Genomic DNA, 26,402 nt, shown 5'->3' with positions numbered 1-26,402 from the left:
GTATTTTCAGTTTAACCTTACTAAGATGTTGCTTAGTAGATAAAAACTAAACTTATAAATAGGAGATTTTATGGCAGTAGCAAGTGCAAGGCACATACTCGTAGACAGTGAAGCACAATGTTTAGACCTTAAAGATAAAATTGAGCAAGGTGAAGACTTTGCTGAGCTAGCTAAATTGCACTCTAATTGCCCTTCAGGTCAAGATGGTGGCGCATTAGGTGAGTTTGGACCTGGCATGATGGTTCCAGAGTTTGATAAAGTGGTTTTTTCAGCACCACTTAACCAAGTACAAGGTCCTGTCCAAACACAGTTTGGTTACCATTTATTAGAAGTAACCAGCCGCTCAGAGTAAGCAAATCGATTTATTAATAAAGCCGCATTAGCGGCTTTTTATTTATGTGGAGTTGGCAAAAGCCCCAATATGCAATTACTTGGCTCTATTTCTTCCCCTTACGCACGCCGTGTCAGAATTTGGGCACAACAAAATAACTGTGAGCTTGAGTTTATAAATCTCGACATTTTTTCAAGCGATGATCGTTCTTTAATGATGTCGCACAACCCGGCAGCTAAAATCCCTATCTTAATTGATGGCTCGCTTAACTTAAGCGACTCAAATAATATACTGCGTTACTTACTTGAAAAAACACAGCAGAACCCGTTAACTTGGCCGCAAGAGCATTTTTTAACTAGCATCAATGCCTGTAACGATTCATTGGTTGAATTATTGTTATGTCATCGTTCTGGGTTTGACACGCAAGCTGATAAACTATTTTTTAATCTGCAAAATGAGCGAATTGCGCAAACATTAGACTATTTAAATGATCATTTAAACGATGATGAATTTAAAAGCTGTGAATGCCTCAACATCAGTTTATACTGCTTGCTAGATTGGATCTGCTTTCGTGAACTCACTGATTTTAGCGCGCAATCGAAGTTAGTTAAGTTTTATGAAGCGTTTAGTCAGCGTCAAGCGGCTAAAAATACCAACCCTCGACTCAAATTTTAAAAGGTGAACACATGAGCGATATCGAAATTGAATCACAACTAGTTAGCTTTGTAGAAAAAGTACGTGTTAGTGAGCAGATCTGGGCACTGGGTGCACAAGATGGTGGCTTTGTTGTATGTGAATCAAATCAATTTGATGATACCGATGTACTTTTACTGTGGGAATCAGAAGACGCAGCAAAAGAGCAATGTAAAGAAGAGTGGAAAGACTATAGCCCAGTAGAAATTAACCTAGATGAATTTTTAGATGATTGGGTTGAAGACCTTAAATCGGATGATGCTCTGGTTGGTTTAAATTGGAATGACGATCAAGTGTGTGTAGAAATTGAACCAGTTGGTTTAGCCCGCGCTTTAAGTGAATAAGCTTTAACTGTTTATTTACTGACACTACCCCAATTAACAACGAATTAGTTGGGGTATAAAATAATAAAAACTGTCAAGGTACTGCGTTGAAAACCCATCTTGGTCGTCGTCCATTTTCAGCTATGGAGCTGCATACGCTCTATACCGGATATATTTATAGTGATACTCGGCTTGCCCGTGAACAAGCTAAGCACTGGCACTTTTGGTTGCCCTTAATTGCGTATTATAGTGGCGCCTACAGCGATGAAATTGGTTGTTTAACCCTAGATGACTTGGTGGTTGAAAATAACATTCTCTGCTTTAGCTTTCATACCCATGGTAAAATTAAACCTCGTTTAATTCCTGTACATCACGCTCTGCTCAAGGCCGGATTTAATGATTATTTAGCCTACTTAAAAGCGCAAAAGCACACACGTTTACTGTTTGACCTCCCAGCAAAAACAGGACGCTACAGTGAAAAAGTACGCATTTGGTTTTCAGGCGAGGGCGAACGTGCGGGGTATTTGCAAAAATGTGCAATTCCTTCCGTGGATCAACTCGGGATGAAAACCGCCATTAGTAGTTTGCGGCTGAACTTTGAGCAGCAAATTCGTATTTATGCCCTGCAAGCAGGCTCTAAAGACTGCTTCAATTACTTAATGGGCTTTAATGATTACCCTGACGAACATTTTGCTGATACAAAGTTGCTTAATACCGTCTTACAACAAATTCGTGTTATCAATTCCCACCTCCATTGGCAACGTTTTTTAACACGAGATAGCCACTGACAAACTTTGTTACTCTTTTGCTTCTTATTGCTAGCAAAAAAAGCTGTTAGGATGGAGTGTACTCACTCTTCTAACAACAAAAATCTAGGGATAACTATGTTTTTTAAAAGCCTCTTAACCGTGAGCGTGGCGCTTGCGATAAATGCTGCTAACGCTAATGAATTCGTCATTGAAAAACTCGCAAAGCCAAGTTCACAAAAAGTCGCTTTAACGCTCGACCCAAGTCAGGATACTTTTACAGGAATGACTGAGATCCGTTTGGAGGTACTTAAACCAACACGCTACATTGAACTTAATGGTGTTGATTACGCAACCAAAATGGTTCAACTATTGGGTGAGCAAAACTGCGACTTAAACAGCGAAATGCTTAAAACCGGTAAAGTTAAATTTAGCTGCGAAGAGCAAATTCAGCCGGGTAAATACACTTTAAAAATTGATTTTTCCGCGCCATATAATCGCCAAAGTGTAGGGCTATATAAAACCCTAGATCAAGGCGTTCCGTACTTGTTCACTCAATTTGAAATGAGCGATGCCCGTCGTGCGTTTCCGGTCTTTGACGAACCAAGCTATAAAATCCCATTTCAGTTAACCATTACCGCCCCCACGTCACAAAAAGTGTATTCAAATACGCCTGAGTTAAAAACAACAGTGAATGGCGATATGACTACCCATTACTTTGATAAAACGCCACCAATTCCATCGTACTTAGTCGCTATGGCTGTAGGCCCGTTTGAAGAGCTAGAAATTAAAGGCATGCCAATTCCTGGGCGTGTGATCACCCCACAGGGTAAAATTCATTTAGCGCAGTACGCAGAAGAGAATATGCCTAAAGTACTGGGCGCACTTGAAGAGTACTTTGGTATTCCTTACGTGTATAAAAAGCTAGATTCAGTGGCTGTTCCAGAGTTTCCGTTTGGCGCCATGGAAAATTCAGGTTTGGTAACTTATCGCGAAGATATTCTTCTGGTTGATTTAGAAGCTGCAACGCGAAGTAAAAAGCAACGTAATGTTTCTATTATTGCCCATGAATTAGCTCACCAATGGTACGGTAACTTAGTGACTATGAAATGGTGGAACGACTTATGGTTAAACGAAGCGTTTGCAAGCTGGATGGCAGCAAAAATTACTAAGCAACTTAATCCTGAGTTTGAATCACACCTAGATTTACCACAAAATAATGTAATGGCGTTAGATGCTCGCTTAAGCACTAAGCCAATTCGTAAACCAATTAAAACCGAAGCCGATATTATGGACGGTTTAGGCCTTGCATACAGCAAAGGTAGCTCAGTACTGGCGATGGTTGAAAACTGGATTGGCGAAGACGCATTTCAAGCTGGCATTCAAAATTACTTAAAAGAGTTCTCTTATAAAAATGCCGAAGCCGCCGATTTATGGGAAGCACTTGGTAAAGCATCTAACAAAGATGTAGCGAGTGTTTTAAAATCATTTATTGAACAATCGTCATTTCCTTTAATCAAGGTTGATCAGCAAGGTAAAACTATCACTATTTCGCAAAGCCGTTTTGCTAATGCCGGTGTTGATGCTCCAGCCCAACTTTGGAATGTACCCGTTGCCATTAAGTACGGTAAAGGCGATAAAGTAAAAACTGCCAGTGTATTACTTAATAAACAAAACCAAACGCTAGAGTTAGATTTTGAGCCAGAGTGGATATATCCAGACCAAGGTGCGCTAGGTTACTACCGCTGGGTTATGGACGATGCGCAATTTAACGCACTAATTGATAATGCAGCAAGCGTATTAAACGACCACGAGCGCCTTGCATTGTTATCAGCTACTGACGCCTTACTTGACGCAGGTGTAATTTCTGCGGCTAAGCTGATGCAAACGCTTGAAGTATTTGCCAGTGATAGTCATCCACGCGTAGCTAACACTGCTTTAGGTTATTTAGCATCTCAGCAACGTACCTTTAAAGACGATAGCAACAAAGATTTATGGCCTACATTTATTCAAAATGCAGTCATGCCTGCCGCTAAAAAATATGGCCTAGAAGCAAAAATGGGTGAGGATGGCGCTATTGCTCAACTGCGAGCTGCGGTGGTATCGCGTTTAGGCTTTGATGGTGAAGATAAAAATGTGATCAATAAAGCTAAGCAACAAACAGCTGCTTACTTAAAAGATCCACAAAAAGTAGACCCTTATTTAGCGGGTACTTACTTACGTCTTGCGGCTTTTCATGGTGATAAAGCGCTGCTTGATCAGTTTATGGCAACCTTTAAAACCACTAAAGATCCACAAGTTCGTACCAATATGTTGGCAGCAATGGGTTATTTTGGTAAACCTGAACTCCAAAAAGCAGTGCTTGCATATAGCTTAACCGATGAAGTAACCGCTTCTGATATGCGTACTATTTTATCGGGGCAAAGTTACACCGATGAACGCCAAGCACTCTTTATTGATTGGATATATAGCAACTACGATAAAGTAACAGCAAGTTTGCCACCATTTTTTGTGCCTAACTTACCTTACTTTACTACTGCTAGCTGTGATGCTGAAAGTTTAGCGACAACGCAAACGTTCTTTGACGCTAAACTTGATGACGTACCTGGCTATGCGCGCACATTAAGTAAGCTTGCAGAAAGTACTAATGACTGTATTGCACTTAAAAACCGTGAACTACAATCAGTAAATAGCTTTTTAAACAGCAAATAAGTTAAAGTTTAAAGGATGGCGGGCTGCGGGTAACGGGCCGAAAATCTCAAACTCGGGCTAATGGCTGATGTTTTCTCATTGTCTTCTCTTTGTGTAATAAGAGCTTAAAAAAATTATTCACAAAGAGATTAAGAGGCGCTGCGCTTTTAGAGTTAGTGATTAAAGACAAAGATAAAGGGTTAAAGGTTAAAGGTTGCAGATTTTATCTTGCACCTTTTGCCTTTAGCCCTGCACCATTCTATTAACCGCCAATAATCATGGTTAGCTTAGCTATAAACTCTTTTGCCGCTTGTTCAGAGTTAATTTTAAAAGCGACACCATAATGAATAGGCTGCGCGCTTTTATAAATACGAGTCGGAAAACGGGTCATTTCACTGCTATGAAAATAGCCTTGAGTACGCACAACCCCATCAATATCAGTAAAGTCATCACTAAACACTTCAAATGCAGGACGGATCACAATTTTACCTTTCCCCGTTTCGGCATGGGTGTAAAACGCTTCTTTAGAGTTTGCTAGCATATACTCAGCAATGTTTTTTATTTTGAAATTACTTCTACACTCTAGTTTTATCAGCTGCTCTGTTAACTCGTCTGCGCTAAATGCCACGTGACTTTCCTTTTTATTTAATAGTTAGGGTCTGTTGATCTTTCAAGGTTAAATTTGCAGCAGTCTGTTTGGTATTTAGGCAAGGCAAAGCCTATGTGGTGTGGTTATTCCCCATAAATAGGCGATAACGCTGCATCAATGCCAAACAGGCGCTGCCCTTCGGGTTCTGCCTAGGGGCGATTTACTCTTTGTTGCACGGTTTTTACTTAGCCCACTAGGTTACAAACCTCGCGCCGCGATTAAACCGCCCCTAGTTTGAACAAATTGTAATCCGCAAAGGTCAACAGACCCTAGACTAACTCATGCATGAGTGAAAGTCCGAAATTTATTATTTAGTGTTTATTTAACACTACATACAAACGCTAATTGCTGATTTTTATAACTCAACCGGCTTATTTCAGTATCACAATATTGGCTTAAATCGAGCCATTGAGATATATCAGATCCAGCTGTTAGTTGTCGTTGATAGATACGATTTTTAATTGCGTAAGCAACTGTATTTTCATCTTTTAAGATGAAGTCTTGTACTTGGTTTGGCAACCTAAGGATGTTGCTTACCTGCTTGGTTTGAGGGTCAAAACGGGCTAACTGGTGCTGGCCATTTTTACTATGACTAAATAAAAATTCACTTCGCGATTTATTGTAAATAAGTGTGCGACCAATGTTATTTGCAACAACTTCACCTTTAGCCGCAACAACCGATGTATATTGTAATGTATGTGGCTCACCTAAAATAAACATCACTAAATCGTTGTTATTACCCCAAGCGTGGTAGCCCACAGGCTCAATCCAATCAAAAATACGACTTGGTGCCTGCTCTGTACTCAGCGGATATTGCCATAACTTTTGTTTGCCATCTTCTTCAACCACGATAGCAGATAAACTATCACCACTCGGTGTTACTGTTGGCGAATACTCACTTACAGCTGTATTGGTGATCATGGAGGTTTGTTTTGATGATAAATCGTAAAGCGCAATATCAGTTTGGCTCTTATTATTACTGATTACCTCACGCGTATAATAAAGGCCCGTATCGGTTAAGTGGGGCTGATTGTTGTAGCTGGTTTTATCACTAACAATGCTTACGCGTATGCCATGCGGAGTATTTAAATCGGCAAGCAGTATTTGACTTTTAGGCATATTTGCCTGGGCAACGCCCAATGTTAAAGCATTAATTGTTATTAGCCCTAACAACGGTTTGATCAGTTTCATGCTTTCTCTCGTTTTAATTTTAAGCACCTCATGATAACGTTATTTACTGATGACGTCACTTGACCTAGCTTAGTAAGGTCTTTATAACTAATGGGTCATAAAAAAGAGAACAAACATGTCAGCTAAACACCCTATTATTGCAATCACCGGCTCATCTGGAGCAGGCACTACAACCACCACCAATGCCGTGAAGCATATTTTCCGCAGCCTCGATATCAATGCTGCATTTATTGAAGGTGATAGCTTTCATCGTTACACACGTCCTGAAATGGACAAAAAAATTCGTGAAGCCCAACAAGAAAGTAAACACATAAGTTATTTTGGCCGAGAAGCCAATGACTTTGGTGCATTAGAAGACTTATTTACCAAGTATGGTGAAACAGGCGAAGGTAAACTGCGCCGTTATTTACATACCTTTGACGAGGCCGTGCCTTATAACCAGTTACCTGGAACATTTACGCCTTGGCAGGAGCTTGAGCAAAATACAGATTTAATGTTTTACGAAGGCTTACATGGCGGCGTGGTCGACGAAGATCATGATGTTGCTAAGCATGTTGATTTACTCATAGGCATGGTGCCAATTATTAACCTTGAGTGGATCCAAAAGCTTATTCGCGATACCTCAGAACGCGGCCATTCTCGTGAAAAAGTAATGGACTCGATTGTGCGCAGTATGGATGACTACATTAATCATATAACGCCGCAATTTTCTCGTACCCATATTAACTTTCAGCGAGTACCCACCGTTGATACCTCCAACCCATTTAGCGCAAAAGATATCCCCTCCCTTGATGAAAGCTTTGTCGTTATTCGCTTTAGGGGCATTGATGACGTTGATTTCCCGTATTATTTACGCATGATTGAAGGCAGCTTTATGTCGCGGATCAATACGCTTGTGGTACCCGGTGGCAAAATGGGACTCGCTATGGAGCTAGTGCTTACACCACTGATCAAAGATATTATTTTGAAAAAACGCGCCTTAGCAAAATTAGCCCCACCTGAAATTCCTATTTAAGTGTATCGCTCATTTCTTAGAGACTACTTTGGTTCATAAGATCTAACAACATACAATGATCCTATGGAGCTGATCATTTCTTTTATCAAGTGATCGCAAATACATTCTGCTCTTTTTTGTTTAGTCTAACTCACGTACACTGCTGATTTTAAGTATGATGAGAGTAGTATGTCGCAAGCTATTAAAATTGTTGTTGGGTCTAAAAACCCAGTAAAAGTAAATGCCGCTAAACACATTTTTGCGATGTATTTTCCCGAGCAGTTAATTGAATGTAGTGGCGTTCACGCCCCCTCTGATGTACCCGATCAGCCTATAGGCGAAGAACAAACGTGTTTGGGAGCGCAAAACCGAGTTAACTACTGTAAAGCACAGCATCAAGCAGACTACTACATAGCGATGGAAGGCGGCGCAGCGCAATTTAGCTATGGTGCAGCAACCTTTGCCTATGTCGTTATTGATGACGGCGCACAGCAAGTTACAGGCCGAAGCAGTAACTTACCTTTGCCTTCAGTTTTTTATAATGCATTGCTGCAAGGTGAAGAACTTGGAGATGTGATGGATAAGGCTTTTAATACCACCAATATTAAGCAGCAAGGGGGTGCTATTGGTTTATTAACTGATCATCATGCAACACGAGAAAGTACCTATACTCAAGCGCTGACTCTAGCCATGGCCCCTTTTCTTAATCCCACTTTATATAATCAATAACGGATGTTTTAATGAAGTATAACTACGTATTATTTGATGCCGACGAAACCTTATTTAGCTTTAATGCCTTTGCTGGCTTACAAAAAATGTTGGCTGCTTATGACATGGATTTTACCAAAGCAGATTATGACCATTACCAAAACACCAATAAGCCACTATGGATTGCTTATCAAAATAACGAAATTACCGCAAATCACCTGCAAGTAACTCGCTTTAGTGAGCTGGCAAATAAGCTTAATGTTCCAGCCCAGCAGCTAAATGATAACTTTTTATCGGCAATGGCTGAAATTTGTATGCCTTTACCCGGTGCGGTTGAATTATTAAACGCCCTTAAACCTCATGCCAAATTAGGTATTATCACTAATGGCTTTAGTCAGCTGCAAGCACGTCGCTTAGCACATACGGGGCTTCAAGATATGTTCGATTGGCTGGTAATCTCTGAAAAAGTAGGTATTGCTAAGCCTGCAAAAGAGATATTTGAGCACACCTTTAATTTAATGGGGAATCCACCGAAAGAGCAAATTTTAATGGTAGGTGATACCGCCAGCAGTGATATTATTGGTGGACGAAATGCAGGCATAGACACCTGCTGGTTACAGCACCCTGGGGTAATCTTACCTGAAGGTATTAAGCCAACGTATCAAGTCACTGAGTTAAAACAGTTACAAACCATTTTAGGTCTGTAATACCTGACTGATTGTGCTGACAAACAGCCAAAAAAAATGACGCTAATAAGCGTCATTTTTTATAACTGTATGTAAGCGGTTAACTAATTAGGCGTTTGCTAATTCAAGACCGGGTGCAGGCATCGAAACAGGCGTTTCAAAGGTTGCCCACTCCCATGCTGACTCAGTTGCCATAATTTTGCGTAGTAACTTGTTGTTTAAATCATGGCCTGATTTAAATGCAGTTACTTTACCTAAAAGGTTATGACCTGTCATAAACATGTCACCTACACAGTCTAGTATCTTATGCTTGACAAACTCGTCTGGGTAACGCAGACCGTTCGGATTTAAAACTTTAAATTCATCAAGTACCACTGCACTATCCATACTACCACCTAGTGCAAGGTTATTAGCATGCATATATTCAATATCTTTCATAAAGCCAAAAGTACGCGCGCGACTAATCTCTTCAGTAAAGCTTTGTGCGGTAATATCTAAGCCAATGCGTTGGCGGCTTTCATTGATTGCAGGGTGATCAAAGGCAATTTCAAAGTCGATATGGAATCCGTCGTAAGGTTCTACTTCAGCCCATTTATCGCCTTCTTCAATACGTACTTTTTCTTTAATACGAATAAAGCGTTTAGCAACATTTTGCTCTTCAATGCCGCCTTTTTGTAATAAATAAATGAATGGCAATGCACTACCATCCATTATTGGAACTTCTGAGCTATCAAGTTCAACAATTAGATTGTCGATACCCATTGCCGCAACAGCCGCAATTAAATGCTCTGTAGTTGATAAGCGAACACCATCTTTGTTTATTAAACAGGTACACAATTGCGTATCACCAACGGCTTCAGGTGTTGTTTCAAAATCAACAACCGGATCAAGGTCGACACGACGAAATACAATCCCAGTATTTGCGCTCGCAGGTCGGAGAGTTATTGTGACCTTCTCACCTTTATGAAGTCCAATTCCTATGGCTTTGACTACTTGTGCAATCGTACGCTGTTTAATCATAGGTTCGCTCACTTTAAGTATATATTACAGTTAGACGGCGGATTGTAACATAAATACGGTATAACTACAATATTCGTTCATATTTCGCACAAAAGTACTGTTTTTTAATTAGTCTGCTTGTTTACGTAAAAAGGCGGGAATGTCGAAATAATCGCCACCCTCAGACTTATCTGTTTTCTTAGCACTGCTTGACGACGTATTCGTTGCTGAACTTGAAGAGCTAGTCGATGCGCTTTGCTCTTTTGATTCAGTTTGCGATGTCGTTGTAGGCTCTTCAGTCGTGCTTGTGCCTTGGCTTGCAAAGCTAGGTACATACATGCTGCTACTTGTTTGTGTGCTTGAGCTAGTTACATCAGAGCCTGACGCTTTTTTGAAACCGTTATCTACAATACCAAACTGTGGACGACGATCACCACCTAAGCCAGTTGCAACTACAGTTACACGTAGCTCATCCGTCATTTCAGGGTCAATTACCGCACCAACAACAACCGTTGCGTTTTCAGACGCTAGCGCCTTAACGTGATTACCCACAATTTCGAATTCTTCAATCGCGATATCCATACCCGCAGTAATGTTAACCAAGATGCCTTTAGCACCGGTTAAATCTACGTCTTCTAGAAGCGGGCTTGAAATAGCAGCTTCTGCTGCTTCTTGTGCACGATCAGGACCCGATGCAGATGCTGTACCCATCATCGCCGTACCCATTGCAGACATAACAGTACGTACGTCGGCGAAATCCACGTTAATTAGACCCGAGCGAGTAATTAACTCAGCAATACCTTGTACCGCACCAAACAATACGTCATTTGCTTTAGCAAATGCATCCAGTAAAGTTGTTCCTTTACCCAATACTTTTAATAGCTTGTTATTTGGAATAGTGATTAACGAGTCCACAATTTCAGATAATTCGCTAATACCTTGCTCTGCAGCAGCGGCACGCTTTTTACCTTCAAAATCAAACGGACGCGTTACCACTGCAACAGTTAAAATGCCTAGCTCTTTAGCAATTTTAGCCACGACTGGCGCAGCACCGGTACCTGTACCGCCACCCATGCCTGCCGCAATAAACACCATATCGGCACCTTCAAGGCTAGCACGAATGGTTTCGGCGTCTTCTTCGGCCGACTCACGACCTACTTCTGGGTTGGCACCCGCACCTAACCCAGAGGTTATTTGCGTGCCTAATTGTACAGTTACATCAGCGGCTGAATTACGTAATGCTTGCGCATCCGTATTGGCTGCGATAAAACGAACGCCTTCTATTTGTTGTTTTACCATGTGCTCAACTGCGTTACCGCCGCCACCGCCTACACCGATTACTTTTATTACAGCTTCTTCGCTGTGTTGTTCCATTATATCAAACATATTTACTCTCCGACTTGAGTACTAAAACTCGCCTTGAAACCATTTTGTGATGCGATTCCACCAATTATTATTATCATCCGCTTTCGACTTTTGTGCATTCATCGACTGCATAGTACGCCCGTATTGTAACAAACCTACAGCGGTTGCGTACGATGGATCATCAACATAATCAGTTAAACCTACTACACCAATTGGTTTACCTATTCTTACTGGCATCTGAAAAATATCTTCAGCCACTTCCATTGCGCCAGTCATTTTAGCAGTTCCGCCAGTAATGACGAGACCTGCTGCAATTTGGTCTTCTAATCCTGAGCGACGAATTTCTTCCATCGCCAGTTCAAATAATTCTCTAAAACGTGGCTCAACCACTTCAGATAACGTATGCCTAGACATCAGTCTTGCTGGTCGCCCACCTACGCTTGGCACTTCAATCGTGTCTTCGCTGCTCGCCATTTGGCTACTTGCACAGGCATATTGTACTTTGAGTGACTCTGCATGTGATATAGGTGTGCGAAATATTTTTGCAATATCACCGGTTACTTGGTTGCCCGCCACAGGAATAACCGCGGAATGACGCAGCGCACCATTAATATAAATAGTGATATCCATAGTACCACCACCGATATCTAGCACCGCGACACCTAGCTCTTTTTCATCGTCCGTCAGTACGGAGTAACACGAGGCAAGCGCAGTGAATATAAGTTGGTCAACTTCAAGCCCACAACGTTCAACACATTTTTCTATATTTTTAGCCATATCGTTGGAGCAGGTAATAATATGCGCACGTGCTTCCATACGCACACCACTCATGCCAAGTGGGTTTTTAATCCCCTCTTGCATGTCAATGCTGTACTCTTGTGGCAAAGCATGCAACATTTTGCGTTCAGCTGAAATTGGCACTGAGCGAGCTATATGGATTACATTTTCAATGTCTTCGTCAGTTACTTCGGTGTTGTTAATAGCTACAACACCACTTTCGTTCTGACATTGAATATGTTTGCCAGAAATACCCAAATAAACCGAGCTAATACGACAATCAGCCATCAATTCGGCTTCATCAATTGCGCGGCGAATAGACTCAGACACTAAATTTAAATCGTTAACGCCGCCTTTATCCATTCCATGAGATACTTGGCTCCCCACGCCAACAATGCTGAGCTTGTTATCTGTGGTGATTTCACCTACCGTGGCCACTACTTTCGAAGTGCCTACGTCCAATCCAATCACTAGGTTTCTTTCTGCTGACTTAGTCATGCCTTACTCTTTATTATAATTGCTGTTCTTGCAGTGGCTTATAGCTCACTGCAAGGCCGGTATCGTAGCGTAAATCAATTGCATCTATCTGTGCATCAGCACGTTGTTCTATGCGTGAATAAACGTCTATAAAACGCTGTACACGCTTGGCTTTATCCTTGCGCCCTAAATTTAAACGCACGCCATTATCTAACCAAAGTTGCCACGAAAACCGCTCAGATAGCGCAAGGCTAGTGAGCGTTAGTGCATTTACTTTAAGCATTTCATCAAACTGTTTAAACGCTACCCATGCTTCTTTTTCACTGCCTTCTGGCCCATATAACTGGGGTAATGTGGCACTTAATTTATCACTTTTAGCCTCAAACGCATCGCCGCTTTGATTAATCAATAAATCACTGTTCCAGTGAGCGACCGCTTGATGCTCTACCACGTAAACTTGGATAGTATCAGGCCATTGCTTTCTTACCGATACCGTTGCCACCCAAGGTAGTTCTTGCACTAAATGCTGAACATGCTTTACGTTTAACTCAAAAAAGCTACTTAAATCCGCTTTTTTTATCGCGGTAGTTATTGCTTTTTCATCGGTGTATTTGGGACTCCCCAACACCGTTAGATGCTTAATTTGCGCATCTTTATTTGCAACTAACCAATGGGAAACCCCATTGGTTATTTCAATTAACCCAATCACCACAGCTAGAAAAAAGCTCACTCCAAAAATCAGCGACCAGTTAAGTTGCTGTTTTAGTTGCTGCGCTTTCTCTAAAAAGGGATGCATATTAAAGGGTTTGCTCCAAAATGCGAACAACTAATTGCTCAAAACTTGCCCCATTGGCTTTTGCTGCCATTGGCACCAGTGATTTTTCTGTCATGCCTGGCACGGTATTCACTTCTAATAAGTAAAATTGGCCTTGCTGATCTTGCATTGCATCGACGCGACCCCAGCCACTGGCACCCACTAAATCAAACGCATCGAGTGCCATCGCTTGTAGTTTTTGAGTATCCGGTTGTGATAAATCTGCTGGGCAATGGTATTGCGTCGTACTTGACTGATATTTAGCTTGGTAGTCATAAAACCCATTTGGGGTGCTCATTTCAATCACAGGTTGTACTTCATCACCGAGTACCGTAATTGTAAATTCACGCCCCGTGATCCATTGCTCTACCAATACTTGGCTGTCGAACTTAAATGCATTAGTGAGCGCATCTTCAAGCTCTTCTGCAGAGCTTGCTTGCGCCATACCAATACTAGAGCCTTCGTGCGATGGTTTTACCATCACTTTTTTAAACTCATCGATAATCGCTTTAGCATCAAAGCCTTTTTTAGCATCAACTACCGCATAAGGTGCTGTACTTAAGCCTGCCGATTTAAACAAGTGCTTACAACGAATTTTATCCATTGCCAATGCTGAACCCAGTACATTACTGCCGGTGTAAGGCAAGTTCATAAACTCTAAAGCACCTTGTACTGTGCCATCTTCACCACCTCGGCCATGCAGCGCAATAAAAACGCGATCAACGTTTAAGTCTTTTAATTCCCACAATGAACGAATTTGTGGGTCAAACGCAATCGCGTCAATGCCACTTGCTAAAAGAGCACTGAGTACCGCTTGACCAGATTTTAATGACACGTCGCGCTCTGCTGAGTTTCCACCTAGCAGTACCGCTACTTTACCAAATTGGGAACTTACCTGTGTCATACTTCACCTTGCTTTAATTTTTCTATCGACATGTTTGTTGCTGCTAAACTTTTAACTAGCTGACCTATGTTACCTGCGCCTTGCGTAAGTACTAAGTCATTATTTTGTAGGCAGTTAGCAAGTACACCCGCAAGCTCTGAGCTTGAAGCTACATGCAGTGGCTCTTTGCCACGCTGGCGTAAGCTGCGGCATAAACTCTTACTATCAGCACCAACAATCGGCTCTTCGCCTGCACTGTAAACATCAAGCAATAGCAACTGATCAACCTCGGCGAGTACTTTCACAAAATCTTCGTATAAATCGCGAGTACGGGTATAGCGATGCGGCTGATAAACCATCACTAAACGCTTATCAGGCCAGCCTTCTCGCGCTGCGGTGATGGTAGCTGCCACTTCTGATGGGTGATGACCATAGTCATCTACTAACATCACATTACCGCATTCGTTTTCAAATTCACCATAATGCTGAAAACGACGGCCAATGCCTTCAAAAGTATCTAATGCCGCTAAAATTGCATGATTAGCTATGTTTTGATCTTTTGCCACCGCAATCGCTGCGGTTGCATTTAGGGCATTGTGCTTACCTGGCATATTTAACTTGGCGGTTAAACTCTCGCCTTGTTTATTAGTAACAGTAAATTGGCATGTATTGGCTGTTTGGCTAAACTCACTCATTCGATAGTCAGCATCTTGCGATTCACCATAAGTGATCACCGGACGACCAAAGCGAGGTATTAATTCTGCGGCAACGTCTGAATCTATACACACTACAGCTAGCCCGTAAAACGGCAGGTTATGAATGAACTCAACATAAGTATCTTTCATTTTTTCTAGGCTGCCGCCGTAAGTTTCCATGTGATCTTCTTCAATATTAGTGATCACTGATAGCATTGGCTGTAAATGCAAAAATGAAGCATCGCTTTCATCCGCCTCAGCGATTAAAAAGTCGCTTTTGCCTACTTTAGCATTGCTGCCAGCACTATTTAATAAACCGCCAATAATAAAGGTTGGATCGAGCCCTGCTTGCGCATAAATGCTGGCAATTAAACTGGTTGTTGTGGTTTTACCATGGGTGCCAGCAATGGCAATACCATGACGAAAACGCATCAGCTCAGCTAACATTTCTGCACGGCGAACTACCGGAATACGCGCAGCTTGCGCGGCTTGAATTTCAGGGTTTGTTTTATCAATTGCACTTGAAACCACAACCACATTAGCATCTTTTACATTATTTTCATGATGGCCAATAAATACTTCAGCGCCCGCTTGAATTAAACGCTCGGTCATGGCGCTGTGCGCTATATCCGAGCCGGTAATACGGTAACCTTCAAAAGCCAATACCTCTGCAATACCGCCCATACCTGCACCACCTATTCCTACAAAGTGAATAGTTTCAATGCGACGCATCGCAGGGCGTGTATATTTTTCTTTTGCTAATGTCTGTTTCACTTATATTCTCTTATTTGTTACTTGCTCACAGTGCATAGCGACGCTGGCTGTGGCATCTAAAATAGCCTGCTGCTTTGCTTTAGCAGCCATTTTAGTTATTAATAAAGGTTCAGCTAAATAGGGACTTAAAAGTTCAACAATACTGCGCTGATTAAATTGCCCTTGTGGCATTAATAATGCCCCTTCTGCCATTACTAAATACTGTGCATTTGCTGTTTGGTGGTCATCAACCGCGTGAGGAAACGGTACAAATACCGCCATTTTACCTGCTGCAGCAATTTCACTCACCGTTAGCGCTCCAGCGCGACAAATCACAATATCGGCCCAGCCATAAGCGGTATCCATATCATCAATAAATTCAGCAACAGTTACTTGCTCATCGCCCATTTGTTGCTGCTGGTAACTTTCGCTTACACTGGCAAAATGGCCTTTACCGGTTTGGTGCCAAACATTAATGGCACAAGTATCATTTAAGCGCTTAAATGCTTCTGGCAGCGTTTGGTTGAGTACTTGCGCACCTAGTGAGCCACCCACTACAAGCATATTGATTGGACTTGATACTTCCCGCTTAGGTATATCAACTACACTCTGACGCACAGGGTTACCCACCAACTCTGCTTTACCACTGGCAAAAGCACTTGGAAATGCGGCTAATACGCGATTCGCAAATTTCGCTAGCCATTTATTGCTCATACCAGCTACGGCGTTTTGCTCATGAATTACCAAAGGGATACCGAGACTTTTTGCCGCAATACCCGTAGGGCCTGTCACGTAGCCGCCCATAGCTAAAACCACGTTAGGGCGTTGTTGTTTTAATACTTTACGCGCCTGCAATATTGCATTAATAACCATGAATGGCGCTTTAATGAGGCGTTTTAAACCATTACCTCGCACGCCTTTTACATCAATAAAATCAATTTCTATGTTGTGCTTGGGCACGACACTGGCTTCCATTCTATCAGGAGTGCCTATCCAGCTAACTTGCCAACCTTGCTGTTTGAGATAATCAGCAACCGCAATCCCCGGGAAAATATGTCCACCTGTGCCCCCTGCTACAACGACTATTTTTTTACTCATCGTTTAGCTCCCCCGACGTGGCCTGTTTAGTTGCCATCTTCGTTTCAAAATCTACCCGTAATAAAATACCAGTGGCTATGGTCATCATTAATAAACTTGAGCCACCATAGGAAATAAACGGTAGGGTTAGTCCTTTGGTTGGTAATATACCGGCACTGGCGCCTACATTAACCATAGTTTGAAATGCAAACCAAATACCGATAGCTAAAGCTAAATAGCCTTCATATTCTTTACCGTTTTTAAGCGCATTTTGGCCAATTAGTAGCGCTCTAAATACTAATGTCCCTAATACCATTAAAATACTCAATACGCCCATAAAACCAAGTTCTTCAGCAATCACGGCAAAAATAAAATCGGTGTGTGCTTCCGGTAAATATTGTAATTTTTGTACGCTATTGCCTAAGCCTTGGCCAAACCAATCACCTTGGCTATAAGCCATCAGTGATTGCACTAATTGATAACCTTTACCAAAAGGGTCATCCCAAGGCTCTAAAAAACCCACCACACGCGCCATACGATAGGGCTCAAACACAATCAACCCAACCACTAGCGCAATACCGGTTAAAATAAGTGCAAAAAATTGCCAAAGCTTAGCACCAGCTAAAAACAATAAACCAACTGTAGTAACAAACATCACCACCACGGTTCCTAAATCTGGCTGCATTAAAATAAGCGCTGCATAAACGGCAAATACCGCTATGGGTTTAGCAAAGCCTTTAATGTTTTCTTGTACTTCACTGCGCTTACGGACTAAATAGCCAGCGATATAACTAAAAAAGAATAACTTAGCGAGCTCTGAAGCTTGAATATTAAATGGTCCGATAGGTATCCAACGGGTCGACCCATTGACTTCACGACCGACAATAAGCACCACCAATAACAACACTAAGCCGAGTAATAATAAGTAGGGATTAGCTTTTTCCACCACGACATAGGTACTTGAGTACTTATGCAAAATAAACAAAACGAGAGCCCTAAAAAAATACCGTGGCGGATAGTAAAATGATAAATATTGCCAAACAGCCTATCGGCCGTCGGCATTGAAGCACTAGTTACCATCACAAAGCCCACCCCTATTAGCATTAGCATGCAATAAAGTAGCGGCACATCATAAAGCTGCGCCGAAGGTTTAGGGGTAAATGCCTCTTTAATATCCGCAAAAGCTATCATGACAGCTCCTGCAATACACAGTGCACAAAATCATCGCCGCGCTGCATATAGTTGTTGTACATATCTATACTGGCGCACGCTGGGGCTAATAAAACAGTGTCGCCTGACGTACTTAATTGTTTAGCAAGGGCGACAGCTTCAGACATGTTAGTGGTTAAATGACCTTTAGCAGTTAATGCCACTAACTCTTTTGCATCTTTACCAAAGCAAATGAAGGCTTTAACGTGTTGCTCAACATAAGGTTTAAGTGCCTCTAAATCAGCACCTTTGGCATCACCACCAGCAATAACCACTAAATTTTGTTGTTCACCCGCTAAACTATCAATGGCCGCTATTGTTGCGCCTATATTGGTGGCTTTAGAGTCATTAAAATATTTAACGCTATTAAACTCACCCACAAATTGGCAACGATGCGCTAAGCCGTTAAATTGAGCTAATGCAGTTTTATAATGCGCTTTAGTTATTTCAAACGGGCTGAGTAACGCCATTACTGCCAGCGTGTTTAAATAGTTATGCTTACCAACAACAGCTAAGGTACTTACTGGTAAATAAGCTTCGCCCTTTACCATAAAGTACGCTTCGTTATTATGCTGTGCTAAGTGGTAATCGCCTTGTGCTTCTCCAAAGCTAACTTGTGGTGCTAACGTGCAACTCACTGGGTGTGTTTGTCTATCGTCAGCATTAACCACTAAAAGTTCAGCGCCGTTATAAATACTTAATTTTGAATCTATATAAGCTTGATAGCTATCATAGCGATCAAGATGATCTTCTGAAATATTAAGCACGGTTGCACTGCTGGCTTTTAAGCTGTCAGTGGTATCAAGCTGAAAGCTCGACAGCTCCAGTACAAACACATCAAAGTCACCGTCAAGTAAATCCAGTACAGCTGTGCCAATATTGCCGCCCAGTGCTACTTTATACCCCGCGGTTTTTAATACTTCGTAAGCAAGGGTTACTACCGTTGATTTACCATTTGATCCTGTTACCGCAATAACTGGTTTAGTGTTAATGCGTGCAAATAACTCAACATCACCAATTACTTCTACACCGGCATTCAATGCCTGTGCAACAGCAGGAGTTTTTAAACTTAGCCCAGGGCTAATAATGATCATATCGCAAGCACTGAGCACCGCATTATTTAAATCACCAAAGTGAGTATTTAGATTAGCGGCATGTTGCTTGAGCCAATCAACGCCGGGGGATTCTCTCGGCTATCGACTACATTGGGCTGTATGCCTTGAGATAATAAAAAACGCACAATGCCCAGACCGGTTACACCGAGTCCGAGCACTGTTATTTGTTTATTTTTTATCTCGTTTAAATACTGCATTTATCGGATCTTTAATGTCGCAAGGCCAGCAAGTACCAGCACAATAGAAATTATCCAAAAGCGCACAATGACGCGTGGCTCTGGCCATCCTTTAAGTTCGTAGTGATGGTGAATAGGCGCCATTCTAAAAATACGTTGGCCGCGTAATTTATAAGAGCCAACTTGTAAAATTACCGACAGCGCCTCCATTACAAACACGCCCCCCATAATAATAAGTAATAGCTCTTGGCGAACCAGCACGGCAATAATACCTAATGCACCACCAAGCGCTAACGAGCCTACATCGCCCATAAATACTTGTGCTGGATAGGTGTTAAACCATAAAAAGCCTAACCCAGCACCCACAATAGCGGTACACACCACTACCAATTCACTGGCAAGTGGCAAATGCGGAATGTGTAAATAAGCTGAAAAGTTAATATTACCAGTTAAATAAGCAATAATAGCCAGCGCTGCAGCCACTAAAATTGTTGGCACAATCGCTAAGCCATCTAGTCCATCGGTTAAATTAACCGCGTTTGAGGTTCCCACTAATGCAAAATAAGTAATTACAATATAAAACAGGCCTAGTTGTGGCAGTACATCTTTAAAAAATGGCACAACAAGAGATGTCTCTGTCGCTTGGGTACTGGTCATATAAAGTGCAGTAGCTACAACTAGTGCAATTACCGATTGCCAAAAATACTTCCACTTAGCAATCAGCCCTTTAGGATCTTTACGGATCACCTTACGGTAATCATCAATAAAGCCAACAATCCCCAATGAGCCAATCACAAATAAAGTGGCCCAGACGTATTTATTAGACAAATCAGCCCACAATAAAGTGCTGGTGAATATTGCCGCTAAAATAAGTAAGCCACCCATAGTCGGTGTACCCGATTTAGACAAGTGTGATTGCGGACCATCATCACGTACTGTTTGCCCAATTTGCATGCGCTGTAAACCACGAATTAACTTTGGCCCCAAATAAAGCGACATAATTAACGCGGTCAAAATACCTAAAATGGCACGTAGAGTTAAATACGAAAAAACATTAAAGCCACTATAATATTGAGTTAAATACTCAGCCAGCCAAACTAACATTATGATACTCCATTGATGGCTTGTTGCTGGCCATTAACTAAATCGGTTACTAAAAGCTCCATGCGAGAACTGCGTGATCCTTTCACGACAAGGGTAATTTTTTTATCAACTTTGCTGATACTGCTTTGAATTTGCTGCAGCATTTGCTCACGATTTGAAAAGTGACGATTAGGCAGCTCAAATACATCACTAGCTGACTTACTTAATACACCAAGTGTAAATAGCTCATCAATACCTTGCGCTAATGCATATTCGCCCACTTCTTGATGATACTTACGAGCATCTTCACCAAGCTCTCCCATATCACCGAGAGCCAAAATACGATGACCTTGAATATCGCTAAGTAAATCAATCGCCGCTTTTACCGACTTAACGTTGGCATTATAGGTATCATCAATAATGGTGAGTGACTCACTGGCTTCAATCAGGTTAACCCGTCCTTTAACTTCACCCATGGTCGCTAGGGCGCTGGCAATTTCTTCAAGTGACACGTCAAACTCACTGGTTAATGCCGCAGCAATAAGCGCGTTGCTAATATTATGCTTGCCTGGCAATGCTAACGTAACTGGTACTCTGTGTTGTTTGGTACATAACGTAAAGCTTGCGCGAGCTTGTGCATCCAGGCTGATGTCTTCTGCCCAAATATCCAGCTTTTCACTGCTAGAAAAACATTTAATATTGCGCGTTGCTAACTTATCAAGCCAATACTGACTAAACTCGCTATCGCAATTAACAATGGCAATGCCATCGTCTTTTAAACCGTCGTAAATTTCGCCTTTGGCTTGTGCCACACCTTGTAAGCTACCAAAACCTTCTAAATGTGCCGCCGCAACATTACATACCACGGCAACATCCGGTTTGGTCATGGCGGTAGTGTAGGCAATTTCACCAATATGGTTTGCACCGAGCTCAATAACCGCATAACGGTGCTGTGGCTCTAATCTCAATAAGGTAAGAGGCACGCCAATATCATTATTGAAGTTGCCTTTAGTCGCTAAAACATCCCCTTTACTTGATAAAATAGCGGCACACATTTCTTTAACTGTGGTTTTACCTACACTGCCAGTAATAGCGATAGTTTTAGGTGCAACTTGCGCCATCACCGCTGTACCAATTGTGCCTAATGCAATACGGGTATCGGCAACTACAAATTGAGCAATGTCGGTCTCTACAGCGTGATCGACAATGACTCCAATTGCACCTTTTTGTTTTGCTTGCTCAATAAACTTATGGCCATCAAAATTGGGGCCTTTAAGTGCCAAAAACACTTCACCATCACACAACGTACGGGTATCGGTGTTTATATTTATTACTTGACGATTATCACCTTGATAATCGGTTGCTAGCACATTAGCTAGCCAATCAAAATCCATTGGGATCATGCTTGAGACCCTCTTACTGCTTGTTTTAATTGTTGTTGTACAAATTGGCGGTCGCAAAAATCAATGCGTTTGTCGCCTATAATTTGATAGTCTTCATGCCCTTTACCGGCAATTAAAATAACCTCACCGGCTTTTGCGTTATCTATAGCAAATCGTATTGCAGCACCCCGGTCGGCCTCTAAATGAGCGTTTTGTGGGTGTGTTAATCCTGCAGCTACATCATTAATAATTTCATTAGGATCTTCAGAGCGCGGGTTATCACTGGTAATGATCACTTTGTCTGCAAACTGCTCAGCGGCCTGTGCCATTAATACACGTTTACCTTTATCTCTGTCGCCGCCGCAACCAAATACACAACTTACACCACCTGGTACATGTTGCTGCAGCGCTTGTAACGCTAAAGCCAATGCATCCGGTGTATGTGCATAATCAACCACACAAGTAGGCATACTTGGCGCTGTAAATGCTTGCATTCTGCCTGCAACAGGTTGTAAATATTCACACCCTGCTACTAATTGCGCCAATGGATAACCCAGTGCTAATAATGTGGCTAAAGCAGCGGTCAAATTATACAGATTAAATTCACCATATAACGGTGACTTTATGGCAGTGTCACCCCAACTTGTAGTTAATTGCGCCGAAATACCGGTTGCCGAATAGCTAACATCAGAAAAATACACAAACTGAGCGTTTTTAGGAGCTAAGTTTTTACGGCCATAACAAATTAGTTTATTAAAGCTATATTTTTCAATCCATTGCTCTGCTTGTCCGTCATCTTGATTAAGAATGACATTGGCGGCATCAAAATCACGAAACAGCATCAATTTGGCATCACCGTAACTATCCATATCACCATGATAATCTAAGTGATCGCGAGATAAGTTAGTAAAAACCGCCGCTTTAAAATGACACTGATCAACACGGTGCTGTACCAACCCATGCGATGATACTTCCATCGCTACTAAGCGGTGTTGCTGCTCTTTTAAGTCACTTAAAATATGCTGTAAATCCACACTTGAGGGCGTGGTATTTTGCAGCGGTGTTAAATTATCTGGATAGCCATAACCGAGCGTGCCTATGATTGCGGCTTGGGTATGACAAAACTGTGCTAAATGGGCAATCATTGCGGTAGTAGTCGACTTACCATTTGTTCCTGTTACGCCAACTAAATCTAATTCTAGGCTCGGTTGCTGGTAAAATTTACTCGCTAATACAGGCAATTTTTTATTTAATTCTGAAACCAAATAAAGCGGCTCAAAATCACTTTCAAACTCACACAGTCTGTCGGCAATAATTGCACTGGCACCATTTTCAATTGCTTTATCAATAAACTGCCCGCCATCAAGCTGATGACCTTTTATTGCCACAAACACATCACCAGGTTTTACATCGCGGCTGTCTAAACGCAACTCGTTTACCATTAAACGTGCTGCATCTATTTCTAAATATTTTAAAATTGTGTGTAAATCACGCACCATCATCTTTGCCCTTCACGTATGCCGCCGAGTCTTTATCTGGGGCAACGTTTAAAATTCTTAATGAATTAGAGATTATTTCTGCAAACGCCGGACCTGCCGTTGCGCCACCGTAATAAACATCTCCACCGGGCTCGTTGATTAATACCACAACGGCTAATCGCGGATTACTTGCTGGGGCAATACCCGCAAAGTAACCCACATATTCGTCACCATAACCACCTGCAGCGGCCTTTTTAGAAGTACCTGTTTTGCCCGCTGCACGGTAGCCATCAACTTTAATGCGACGCGCGGTACCACCGTCTTCAAATACGCTTTCCATCATATGAACCACGGCTTCAACATCTTGTTGTTGAAAAACACGTTCACCTTCAGGTATAGAGTCTTGCTTTAGTACAGTGAGAGGGCGGTTCACCCCACCCGCGCCTAACATGGCGTAAAAACGAGCCATTTGCGCGGTACTCACGGCAATATTGTAACCAAACGAAAGTGCGGCAATTTCGTGATCTGACCAACGACGGTTAGGGTAAAATAAACCACTACTTTCCCCGACCATGCCGGTACCACTATCACTGCCAAAACCCACCTTTTGGTAAAGACCGACAAAATAGTCTTTGGGTACGGTTTGGCTTATTTTTGTTACGCCCATATTACTGGAGTATTTTAAAATTTCGCGCAGCGTCATTTCACCATGATTACGGGTATCTTGTACTAAGCTGCCCCCTAAACGCATCCAGCCTGGGTAGGTATCAACTTTGTCATCCGGTTGGATTGTGCCGTAGTCTAATCCAGCTAAAATGGCTAGAGGCTTAACGGTTGAGCCGGGTTCAAACAAATCGGTAATTGCACGGTTACGACGCTTATGAGGAGCCGCACCGCTTAAATTGTTAGGATTAAATGAAGGACTATTTACCATAGCCAAAACTTCACCAGTTTTAACATCAACCACCATGGCTGAGCCTGAAGTGGCCTTGTAAGTTAATACCGCTGATTTAACCGCTTTGTAGGCAATCGCCTGAATACGTTGATCAATACTCAGTTGAATACTCTCAGGCTCCACTCGCTCGCGCTCATCAAGCACTTCAACTTCACGTCCTTGGGCATCTTTTCGAATCGTACGTCGGCCTTCTTCACCTGTGAGTGCATTTTCGTAAAGCTTTTCTATGCCTTCAATGCCTTTGCCATCGATATTAGTAAAACCAATGATATGCGCACTGACCTCACCGGCAGGGTAATAGCGTTTTGACTCATCTAATAAATGAATACCTGGTAGGCGTAAATCGCCAATATAATTAGCAACAGCCGGAGTAACTTGGCGTTTTAAATAAACAAAGCGACGAGTAGGATCATTGAGTAGTCGGGTATTAATTTTGCTCGGTTCAATACGCAGTACATCGGCAAGTTCACGCCAGCGCAAATCGTTTTTATAATACAGGGCGGTACGCTTATTTAACTCAGCGACATTTTCACGCAATGTTTGCTGATCTTCACCATTTTTACGGGCTTGCCTAAGTACTTTACTGACAAGTGATTTATGCAACGCTTTAGGATCGGCATACACACTGACTACAGGTACACTAACTGCTAACTCTTTACCGTTACGATCGAAGATCATGCCGCGTTGCACATGTAATTTTTCAACACGTACTGTACGCTTGTCACTTTCGGATCGGGCCTTATCGGGTTCAATTACTTGCAAATACGCAGCACGCGATACCAAAGTCACAAACACTAAAAAAATCACCACGCACACTAAAATAAAGCGCCATGCGATTAGGTTGTTGACTGGTTTTTTGCCTCGCGTTCTCATTGTAATATGATTACCTGCTCATCTTGGCTGGTTGGCCGCTTCATTTCTAATTGTGACGTTGCCACTTCTTCAATGCGTGCATGTTGTGAATAAAACTCTTCTTCCACTAAAAAATAACGCCACTCTAAATCCAGTTCATCACGCTCTTGCAGTAACGAATCCTGCTCAATTAATTGAGCACGAGATAAGTGGGTTACCTGTACTACGCTCAAACTTGATGCGAATATCACAACCAACAAGGCCAAGGTGATCTTGTTTGCACCTAGGCCTTTAATTATTTCAATAAATAGATTGGGTTGGCGATAACTCGCTTTTTTACTCATCCCAACCTCTGTGCAATCCTTAGTACTGAGCTGCGAGAGCGTGGATTGCGCGCCACTTCATCAGCACTTGGTTTAATAGCTTTACCCACTGCTTTTAACGTCAGATTTTTATTTATTTGTGCGTCGGTTAAAGGCAGACCTCTGGGTATCGCTTCTCCCTTACTCTGTTTTTTAATAAATTGTTTTACAATGCGATCTTCTAAAGAGTGGAAGGAAATAACAACTAAGCGACCACCTGGCTTAAGAACTTTAATCGCCGCTTGTAGTGCGGTTTGAATTTCCTCTAACTCGCTATTGATATAAATACGAATTGCCTGAAACGTGCGCGTTGCAGGATGTTTAAACTTGTCTTTAACAGGTACAGCTTCATCAACTAAATCTGCGAGCTGTTTAGTGGTAGTGATTGGCGTATGTTCACGCACTTCCAATATCTTGTGTGCAATGCGCTTACCAAATTTTTCTTCACCTAGCTTTTTGATCACATGGGTAATGTCATCTAGTTCCGCCTCAGCTAACCACTGCGCAGCGCTGCGGCCTGTGCTTGGATCCATTCGCATATCAAGCGGGCCGTCTTTCATAAAACTAAAGCCACGAGCGGCGTCATCTAACTGCGGTGACGACACACCAATATCAAGTAAAATGCCATCAACTTTACCAATAAGATCGTTTTGCTCAGCAACTTCGTATAGTTTCGAGAATCGTGAATGAGCAATTGAAAAACGTGAATCGTCGGCAAACTTTTCTGCTGACTTTATCGCTTGTGGATCCTGATCAATAGCCTGCAAGCGACCAGCGTCGCCCAAGCGCGCTAATATTTGCCCTGAGTGTCCGCCACGTCCAAAGGTGCCATCCATGTAAATGCCGTCTGGCTTAATTGCAAGTGCATCTATGGTTTCGTCCATTAATACGGATACGTGTTCAAATTGCGCTGTCATTAGCTATTTTTTGCCTTTTTG

General features: G+C 42.1%; 23 protein-coding genes and 2 pseudogenes. 8 read left to right on the top strand and 17 right to left on the bottom strand.

Going from position 1 to position 26,402, the window contains the following annotated elements; genetic code table 11:
* Positions 1–70: 70 nt before the first annotated feature.
* From AC0L7Q_RS02125 to AC0L7Q_RS02105, 5 genes are all read left to right on the top strand, one after another.
* On the top strand, positions 71–352 hold the full coding sequence (locus AC0L7Q_RS02125) for a peptidylprolyl isomerase (protein WP_008114778.1): 282 nt from the start codon (positions 71–73) through the stop codon (positions 350–352).
* A gap of 69 nt (positions 353–421) precedes the next feature.
* Positions 422–1,006, top strand: coding sequence for a glutathione S-transferase family protein (locus tag AC0L7Q_RS02120; protein ID WP_413401248.1), 585 nt, complete (start codon positions 422–424; stop codon positions 1,004–1,006).
* An 11-nt stretch (positions 1,007–1,017) separates the two neighbouring features.
* Entirely contained in the window at positions 1,018–1,368 is a 351-nt protein-coding gene (locus tag AC0L7Q_RS02115) for a DUF2750 domain-containing protein (RefSeq protein ID WP_008114782.1), read from the top strand.
* Between the two features lie 86 nt (positions 1,369–1,454).
* A complete protein-coding gene (locus tag AC0L7Q_RS02110; RefSeq protein WP_413401247.1) occupies positions 1,455–2,135 on the top strand; it encodes a site-specific integrase in 681 nt (226 codons plus the stop codon).
* A 96-nt stretch (positions 2,136–2,231) separates the two neighbouring features.
* Positions 2,232–4,805 carry a M1 family metallopeptidase gene (locus tag AC0L7Q_RS02105; RefSeq protein ID WP_413401246.1) on the top strand — a complete coding sequence of 858 codons (2,574 nt, stop codon included), beginning with the start codon at positions 2,232–2,234 and terminating at the stop codon, positions 4,803–4,805.
* Between the two features lie 241 nt (positions 4,806–5,046).
* Here the strand turns inward: AC0L7Q_RS02105 and AC0L7Q_RS02100 are convergent, their stop codons facing one another.
* Both AC0L7Q_RS02100 and AC0L7Q_RS02095 read right to left on the bottom strand, forming a co-directional pair.
* Positions 5,047–5,412, bottom strand: a complete 366-nt coding sequence (locus AC0L7Q_RS02100) for a hypothetical protein (protein WP_008114788.1) — start codon at positions 5,410–5,412, stop codon at positions 5,047–5,049.
* Positions 5,413–5,751: 339 nt separating this feature from the next.
* Entirely contained in the window at positions 5,752–6,624 is an 873-nt protein-coding gene (locus tag AC0L7Q_RS02095; protein WP_413401245.1) for a TolB-like translocation protein, read from the bottom strand.
* A 115-nt stretch (positions 6,625–6,739) separates the two neighbouring features.
* On the opposite strand from AC0L7Q_RS02095, the gene AC0L7Q_RS02090 reads away from it, so the two are divergent.
* The 3 genes from AC0L7Q_RS02090 (at position 6,740) to yjjG (ending at position 9,033) form a co-directional block, all read left to right on the top strand.
* Complete coding sequence (locus AC0L7Q_RS02090; protein WP_008114793.1) at positions 6,740–7,639, top strand: phosphoribulokinase; 900 nt, start codon at positions 6,740–6,742, stop codon at positions 7,637–7,639.
* Positions 7,640–7,807: 168 nt separating this feature from the next.
* Positions 7,808–8,347, top strand: coding sequence for an inosine/xanthosine triphosphatase (yjjX, locus tag AC0L7Q_RS02085; RefSeq protein ID WP_413401244.1), 540 nt, complete (start codon positions 7,808–7,810; stop codon positions 8,345–8,347).
* Between the two features lie 11 nt (positions 8,348–8,358).
* Positions 8,359–9,033, top strand: a complete 675-nt coding sequence (gene yjjG / locus AC0L7Q_RS02080; RefSeq protein ID WP_413401243.1) for a pyrimidine 5'-nucleotidase — start codon at positions 8,359–8,361, stop codon at positions 9,031–9,033.
* An 87-nt stretch (positions 9,034–9,120) separates the two neighbouring features.
* On the opposite strand, the gene lpxC is transcribed toward yjjG, so the two are convergent.
* The 15 genes and pseudogenes from lpxC to rsmH all read right to left on the bottom strand — a co-directional run bounded on the left by lpxC (position 9,121) and on the right by rsmH (position 26,381).
* The gene (gene lpxC, locus AC0L7Q_RS02075; protein WP_010390707.1) at positions 9,121–10,032 is read right to left on the bottom strand and encodes a UDP-3-O-acyl-N-acetylglucosamine deacetylase; all 912 of its coding nucleotides are present in this window, start codon (positions 10,030–10,032) and stop codon (positions 9,121–9,123) included.
* A gap of 108 nt (positions 10,033–10,140) precedes the next feature.
* Entirely contained in the window at positions 10,141–11,397 is a 1,257-nt protein-coding gene (gene ftsZ / locus AC0L7Q_RS02070; protein WP_413401242.1) for a cell division protein FtsZ, read from the bottom strand.
* Positions 11,398–11,418: 21 nt separating this feature from the next.
* Positions 11,419–12,651 (bottom strand): cell division protein FtsA, encoded by a 1,233-nt coding sequence (ftsA, locus tag AC0L7Q_RS02065; protein WP_013464060.1) that lies wholly within the window; start codon positions 12,649–12,651, stop codon positions 11,419–11,421.
* Positions 12,652–12,664: 13 nt separating this feature from the next.
* Positions 12,665–13,426, bottom strand: coding sequence for a cell division protein FtsQ/DivIB (locus AC0L7Q_RS02060; protein ID WP_413401241.1), 762 nt, complete (start codon positions 13,424–13,426; stop codon positions 12,665–12,667).
* 1 nt (position 13,427) lies between these two features.
* Positions 13,428–14,348, bottom strand: a complete 921-nt coding sequence (locus AC0L7Q_RS02055) for a D-alanine--D-alanine ligase (RefSeq protein WP_413401240.1) — start codon at positions 14,346–14,348, stop codon at positions 13,428–13,430.
* Positions 14,345–15,754 (bottom strand): UDP-N-acetylmuramate--L-alanine ligase, encoded by a 1,410-nt coding sequence (gene murC / locus AC0L7Q_RS02050; RefSeq protein ID WP_413402925.1) that lies wholly within the window; start codon positions 15,752–15,754, stop codon positions 14,345–14,347. Before murC ends, AC0L7Q_RS02055 begins: the two co-directional genes overlap by 4 nt.
* A gap of 42 nt (positions 15,755–15,796) precedes the next feature.
* Entirely contained in the window at positions 15,797–16,873 is a 1,077-nt protein-coding gene (murG, locus tag AC0L7Q_RS02045) for an undecaprenyldiphospho-muramoylpentapeptide beta-N-acetylglucosaminyltransferase (RefSeq protein ID WP_413401239.1), read from the bottom strand.
* A pseudogene (ftsW, locus tag AC0L7Q_RS02040) lies at positions 16,866–17,914 on the bottom strand (putative lipid II flippase FtsW). Before ftsW ends, murG begins: the two are co-directional and overlap by 8 nt.
* A gap of 125 nt (positions 17,915–18,039) precedes the next feature.
* A pseudogene (gene murD / locus AC0L7Q_RS02035) lies at positions 18,040–19,373 on the bottom strand (UDP-N-acetylmuramoyl-L-alanine--D-glutamate ligase).
* Positions 19,374–20,456: a phospho-N-acetylmuramoyl-pentapeptide-transferase gene (gene mraY / locus AC0L7Q_RS02030; RefSeq protein WP_076919888.1), complete on the bottom strand. Its 1,083-nt coding sequence runs from the start codon at positions 20,454–20,456 to the stop codon at positions 19,374–19,376. It lies immediately after the preceding pseudogene.
* Complete coding sequence (locus tag AC0L7Q_RS02025) at positions 20,456–21,838, bottom strand: UDP-N-acetylmuramoyl-tripeptide--D-alanyl-D-alanine ligase (RefSeq protein ID WP_413401236.1); 1,383 nt, start codon at positions 21,836–21,838, stop codon at positions 20,456–20,458. The genes mraY and AC0L7Q_RS02025 overlap by 1 nt, the downstream gene beginning before the upstream one ends.
* Entirely contained in the window at positions 21,835–23,313 is a 1,479-nt protein-coding gene (murE, locus tag AC0L7Q_RS02020) for a UDP-N-acetylmuramoyl-L-alanyl-D-glutamate--2,6-diaminopimelate ligase (RefSeq protein WP_413402922.1), read from the bottom strand. The genes AC0L7Q_RS02025 and murE overlap by 4 nt, the downstream gene beginning before the upstream one ends.
* The gene (locus AC0L7Q_RS02015) at positions 23,306–25,123 is read right to left on the bottom strand and encodes a penicillin-binding transpeptidase domain-containing protein (protein WP_413401235.1); all 1,818 of its coding nucleotides are present in this window, start codon (positions 25,121–25,123) and stop codon (positions 23,306–23,308) included. The genes murE and AC0L7Q_RS02015 overlap by 8 nt, the downstream gene beginning before the upstream one ends.
* Positions 25,120–25,446 (bottom strand): cell division protein FtsL, encoded by a 327-nt coding sequence (ftsL, locus tag AC0L7Q_RS02010; protein WP_010390691.1) that lies wholly within the window; start codon positions 25,444–25,446, stop codon positions 25,120–25,122. The genes AC0L7Q_RS02015 and ftsL overlap by 4 nt, the downstream gene beginning before the upstream one ends.
* Positions 25,443–26,381 (bottom strand): 16S rRNA (cytosine(1402)-N(4))-methyltransferase RsmH, encoded by a 939-nt coding sequence (gene rsmH, locus AC0L7Q_RS02005; protein ID WP_010390683.1) that lies wholly within the window; start codon positions 26,379–26,381, stop codon positions 25,443–25,445. Before rsmH ends, ftsL begins: the two co-directional genes overlap by 4 nt.
* Positions 26,382–26,402 lie beyond the last annotated feature (21 nt).

Source organism: Pseudoalteromonas sp. KJ63-1 (assembly GCF_055808145.1).
This window is presented reverse-complemented; position numbering and strand designations above follow the sequence as displayed.

Bases quoted from the DNA above. Each gene is read 5' to 3' on its own strand.
- AC0L7Q_RS02090 (WP_008114793.1), top strand. From the start codon at position 6,740: ATGTCAGCTAAACACCCTATTATTGCAATCACCGGCTCATCTGGAGCA.
- AC0L7Q_RS02025 (WP_413401236.1), bottom strand. From the start codon at position 21,838: ATGATCCCAATGGATTTTGATTGGCTAGCTAATGTGCTAGCAACCGAT.
- ftsL (WP_010390691.1), bottom strand. From the start codon at position 25,446: ATGAGTAAAAAAGCGAGTTATCGCCAACCCAATCTATTTATTGAAATA.
- rsmH (WP_010390683.1), bottom strand. From the start codon at position 26,381: ATGACAGCGCAATTTGAACACGTATCCGTATTAATGGACGAAACCATA.
- AC0L7Q_RS02125 (WP_008114778.1), top strand. From the start codon at position 71: ATGGCAGTAGCAAGTGCAAGGCACATACTCGTAGACAGTGAAGCACAA.
- murC (WP_413402925.1), bottom strand. From the start codon at position 15,754: ATGCGTCGCATTGAAACTATTCACTTTGTAGGAATAGGTGGTGCAGGT.
- yjjX (WP_413401244.1), top strand. From the start codon at position 7,808: ATGTCGCAAGCTATTAAAATTGTTGTTGGGTCTAAAAACCCAGTAAAA.
- AC0L7Q_RS02115 (WP_008114782.1), top strand. From the start codon at position 1,018: ATGAGCGATATCGAAATTGAATCACAACTAGTTAGCTTTGTAGAAAAA.
- lpxC (WP_010390707.1), bottom strand. From the start codon at position 10,032: ATGATTAAACAGCGTACGATTGCACAAGTAGTCAAAGCCATAGGAATT.
- AC0L7Q_RS02105 (WP_413401246.1), top strand. From the start codon at position 2,232: ATGTTTTTTAAAAGCCTCTTAACCGTGAGCGTGGCGCTTGCGATAAAT.
- AC0L7Q_RS02095 (WP_413401245.1), bottom strand. From the start codon at position 6,624: ATGAAACTGATCAAACCGTTGTTAGGGCTAATAACAATTAATGCTTTA.
- ftsZ (WP_413401242.1), bottom strand. From the start codon at position 11,397: ATGTTTGATATAATGGAACAACACAGCGAAGAAGCTGTAATAAAAGTA.
- yjjG (WP_413401243.1), top strand. From the start codon at position 8,359: ATGAAGTATAACTACGTATTATTTGATGCCGACGAAACCTTATTTAGC.
- AC0L7Q_RS02015 (WP_413401235.1), bottom strand. From the start codon at position 25,123: ATGAGAACGCGAGGCAAAAAACCAGTCAACAACCTAATCGCATGGCGC.
- AC0L7Q_RS02055 (WP_413401240.1), bottom strand. From the start codon at position 14,348: ATGACACAGGTAAGTTCCCAATTTGGTAAAGTAGCGGTACTGCTAGGT.
- ftsA (WP_013464060.1), bottom strand. From the start codon at position 12,651: ATGACTAAGTCAGCAGAAAGAAACCTAGTGATTGGATTGGACGTAGGC.
- AC0L7Q_RS02120 (WP_413401248.1), top strand. From the start codon at position 422: ATGCAATTACTTGGCTCTATTTCTTCCCCTTACGCACGCCGTGTCAGA.
- mraY (WP_076919888.1), bottom strand. From the start codon at position 20,456: ATGTTAGTTTGGCTGGCTGAGTATTTAACTCAATATTATAGTGGCTTT.
- AC0L7Q_RS02060 (WP_413401241.1), bottom strand. From the start codon at position 13,426: ATGCATCCCTTTTTAGAGAAAGCGCAGCAACTAAAACAGCAACTTAAC.
- murG (WP_413401239.1), bottom strand. From the start codon at position 16,873: ATGAGTAAAAAAATAGTCGTTGTAGCAGGGGGCACAGGTGGACATATT.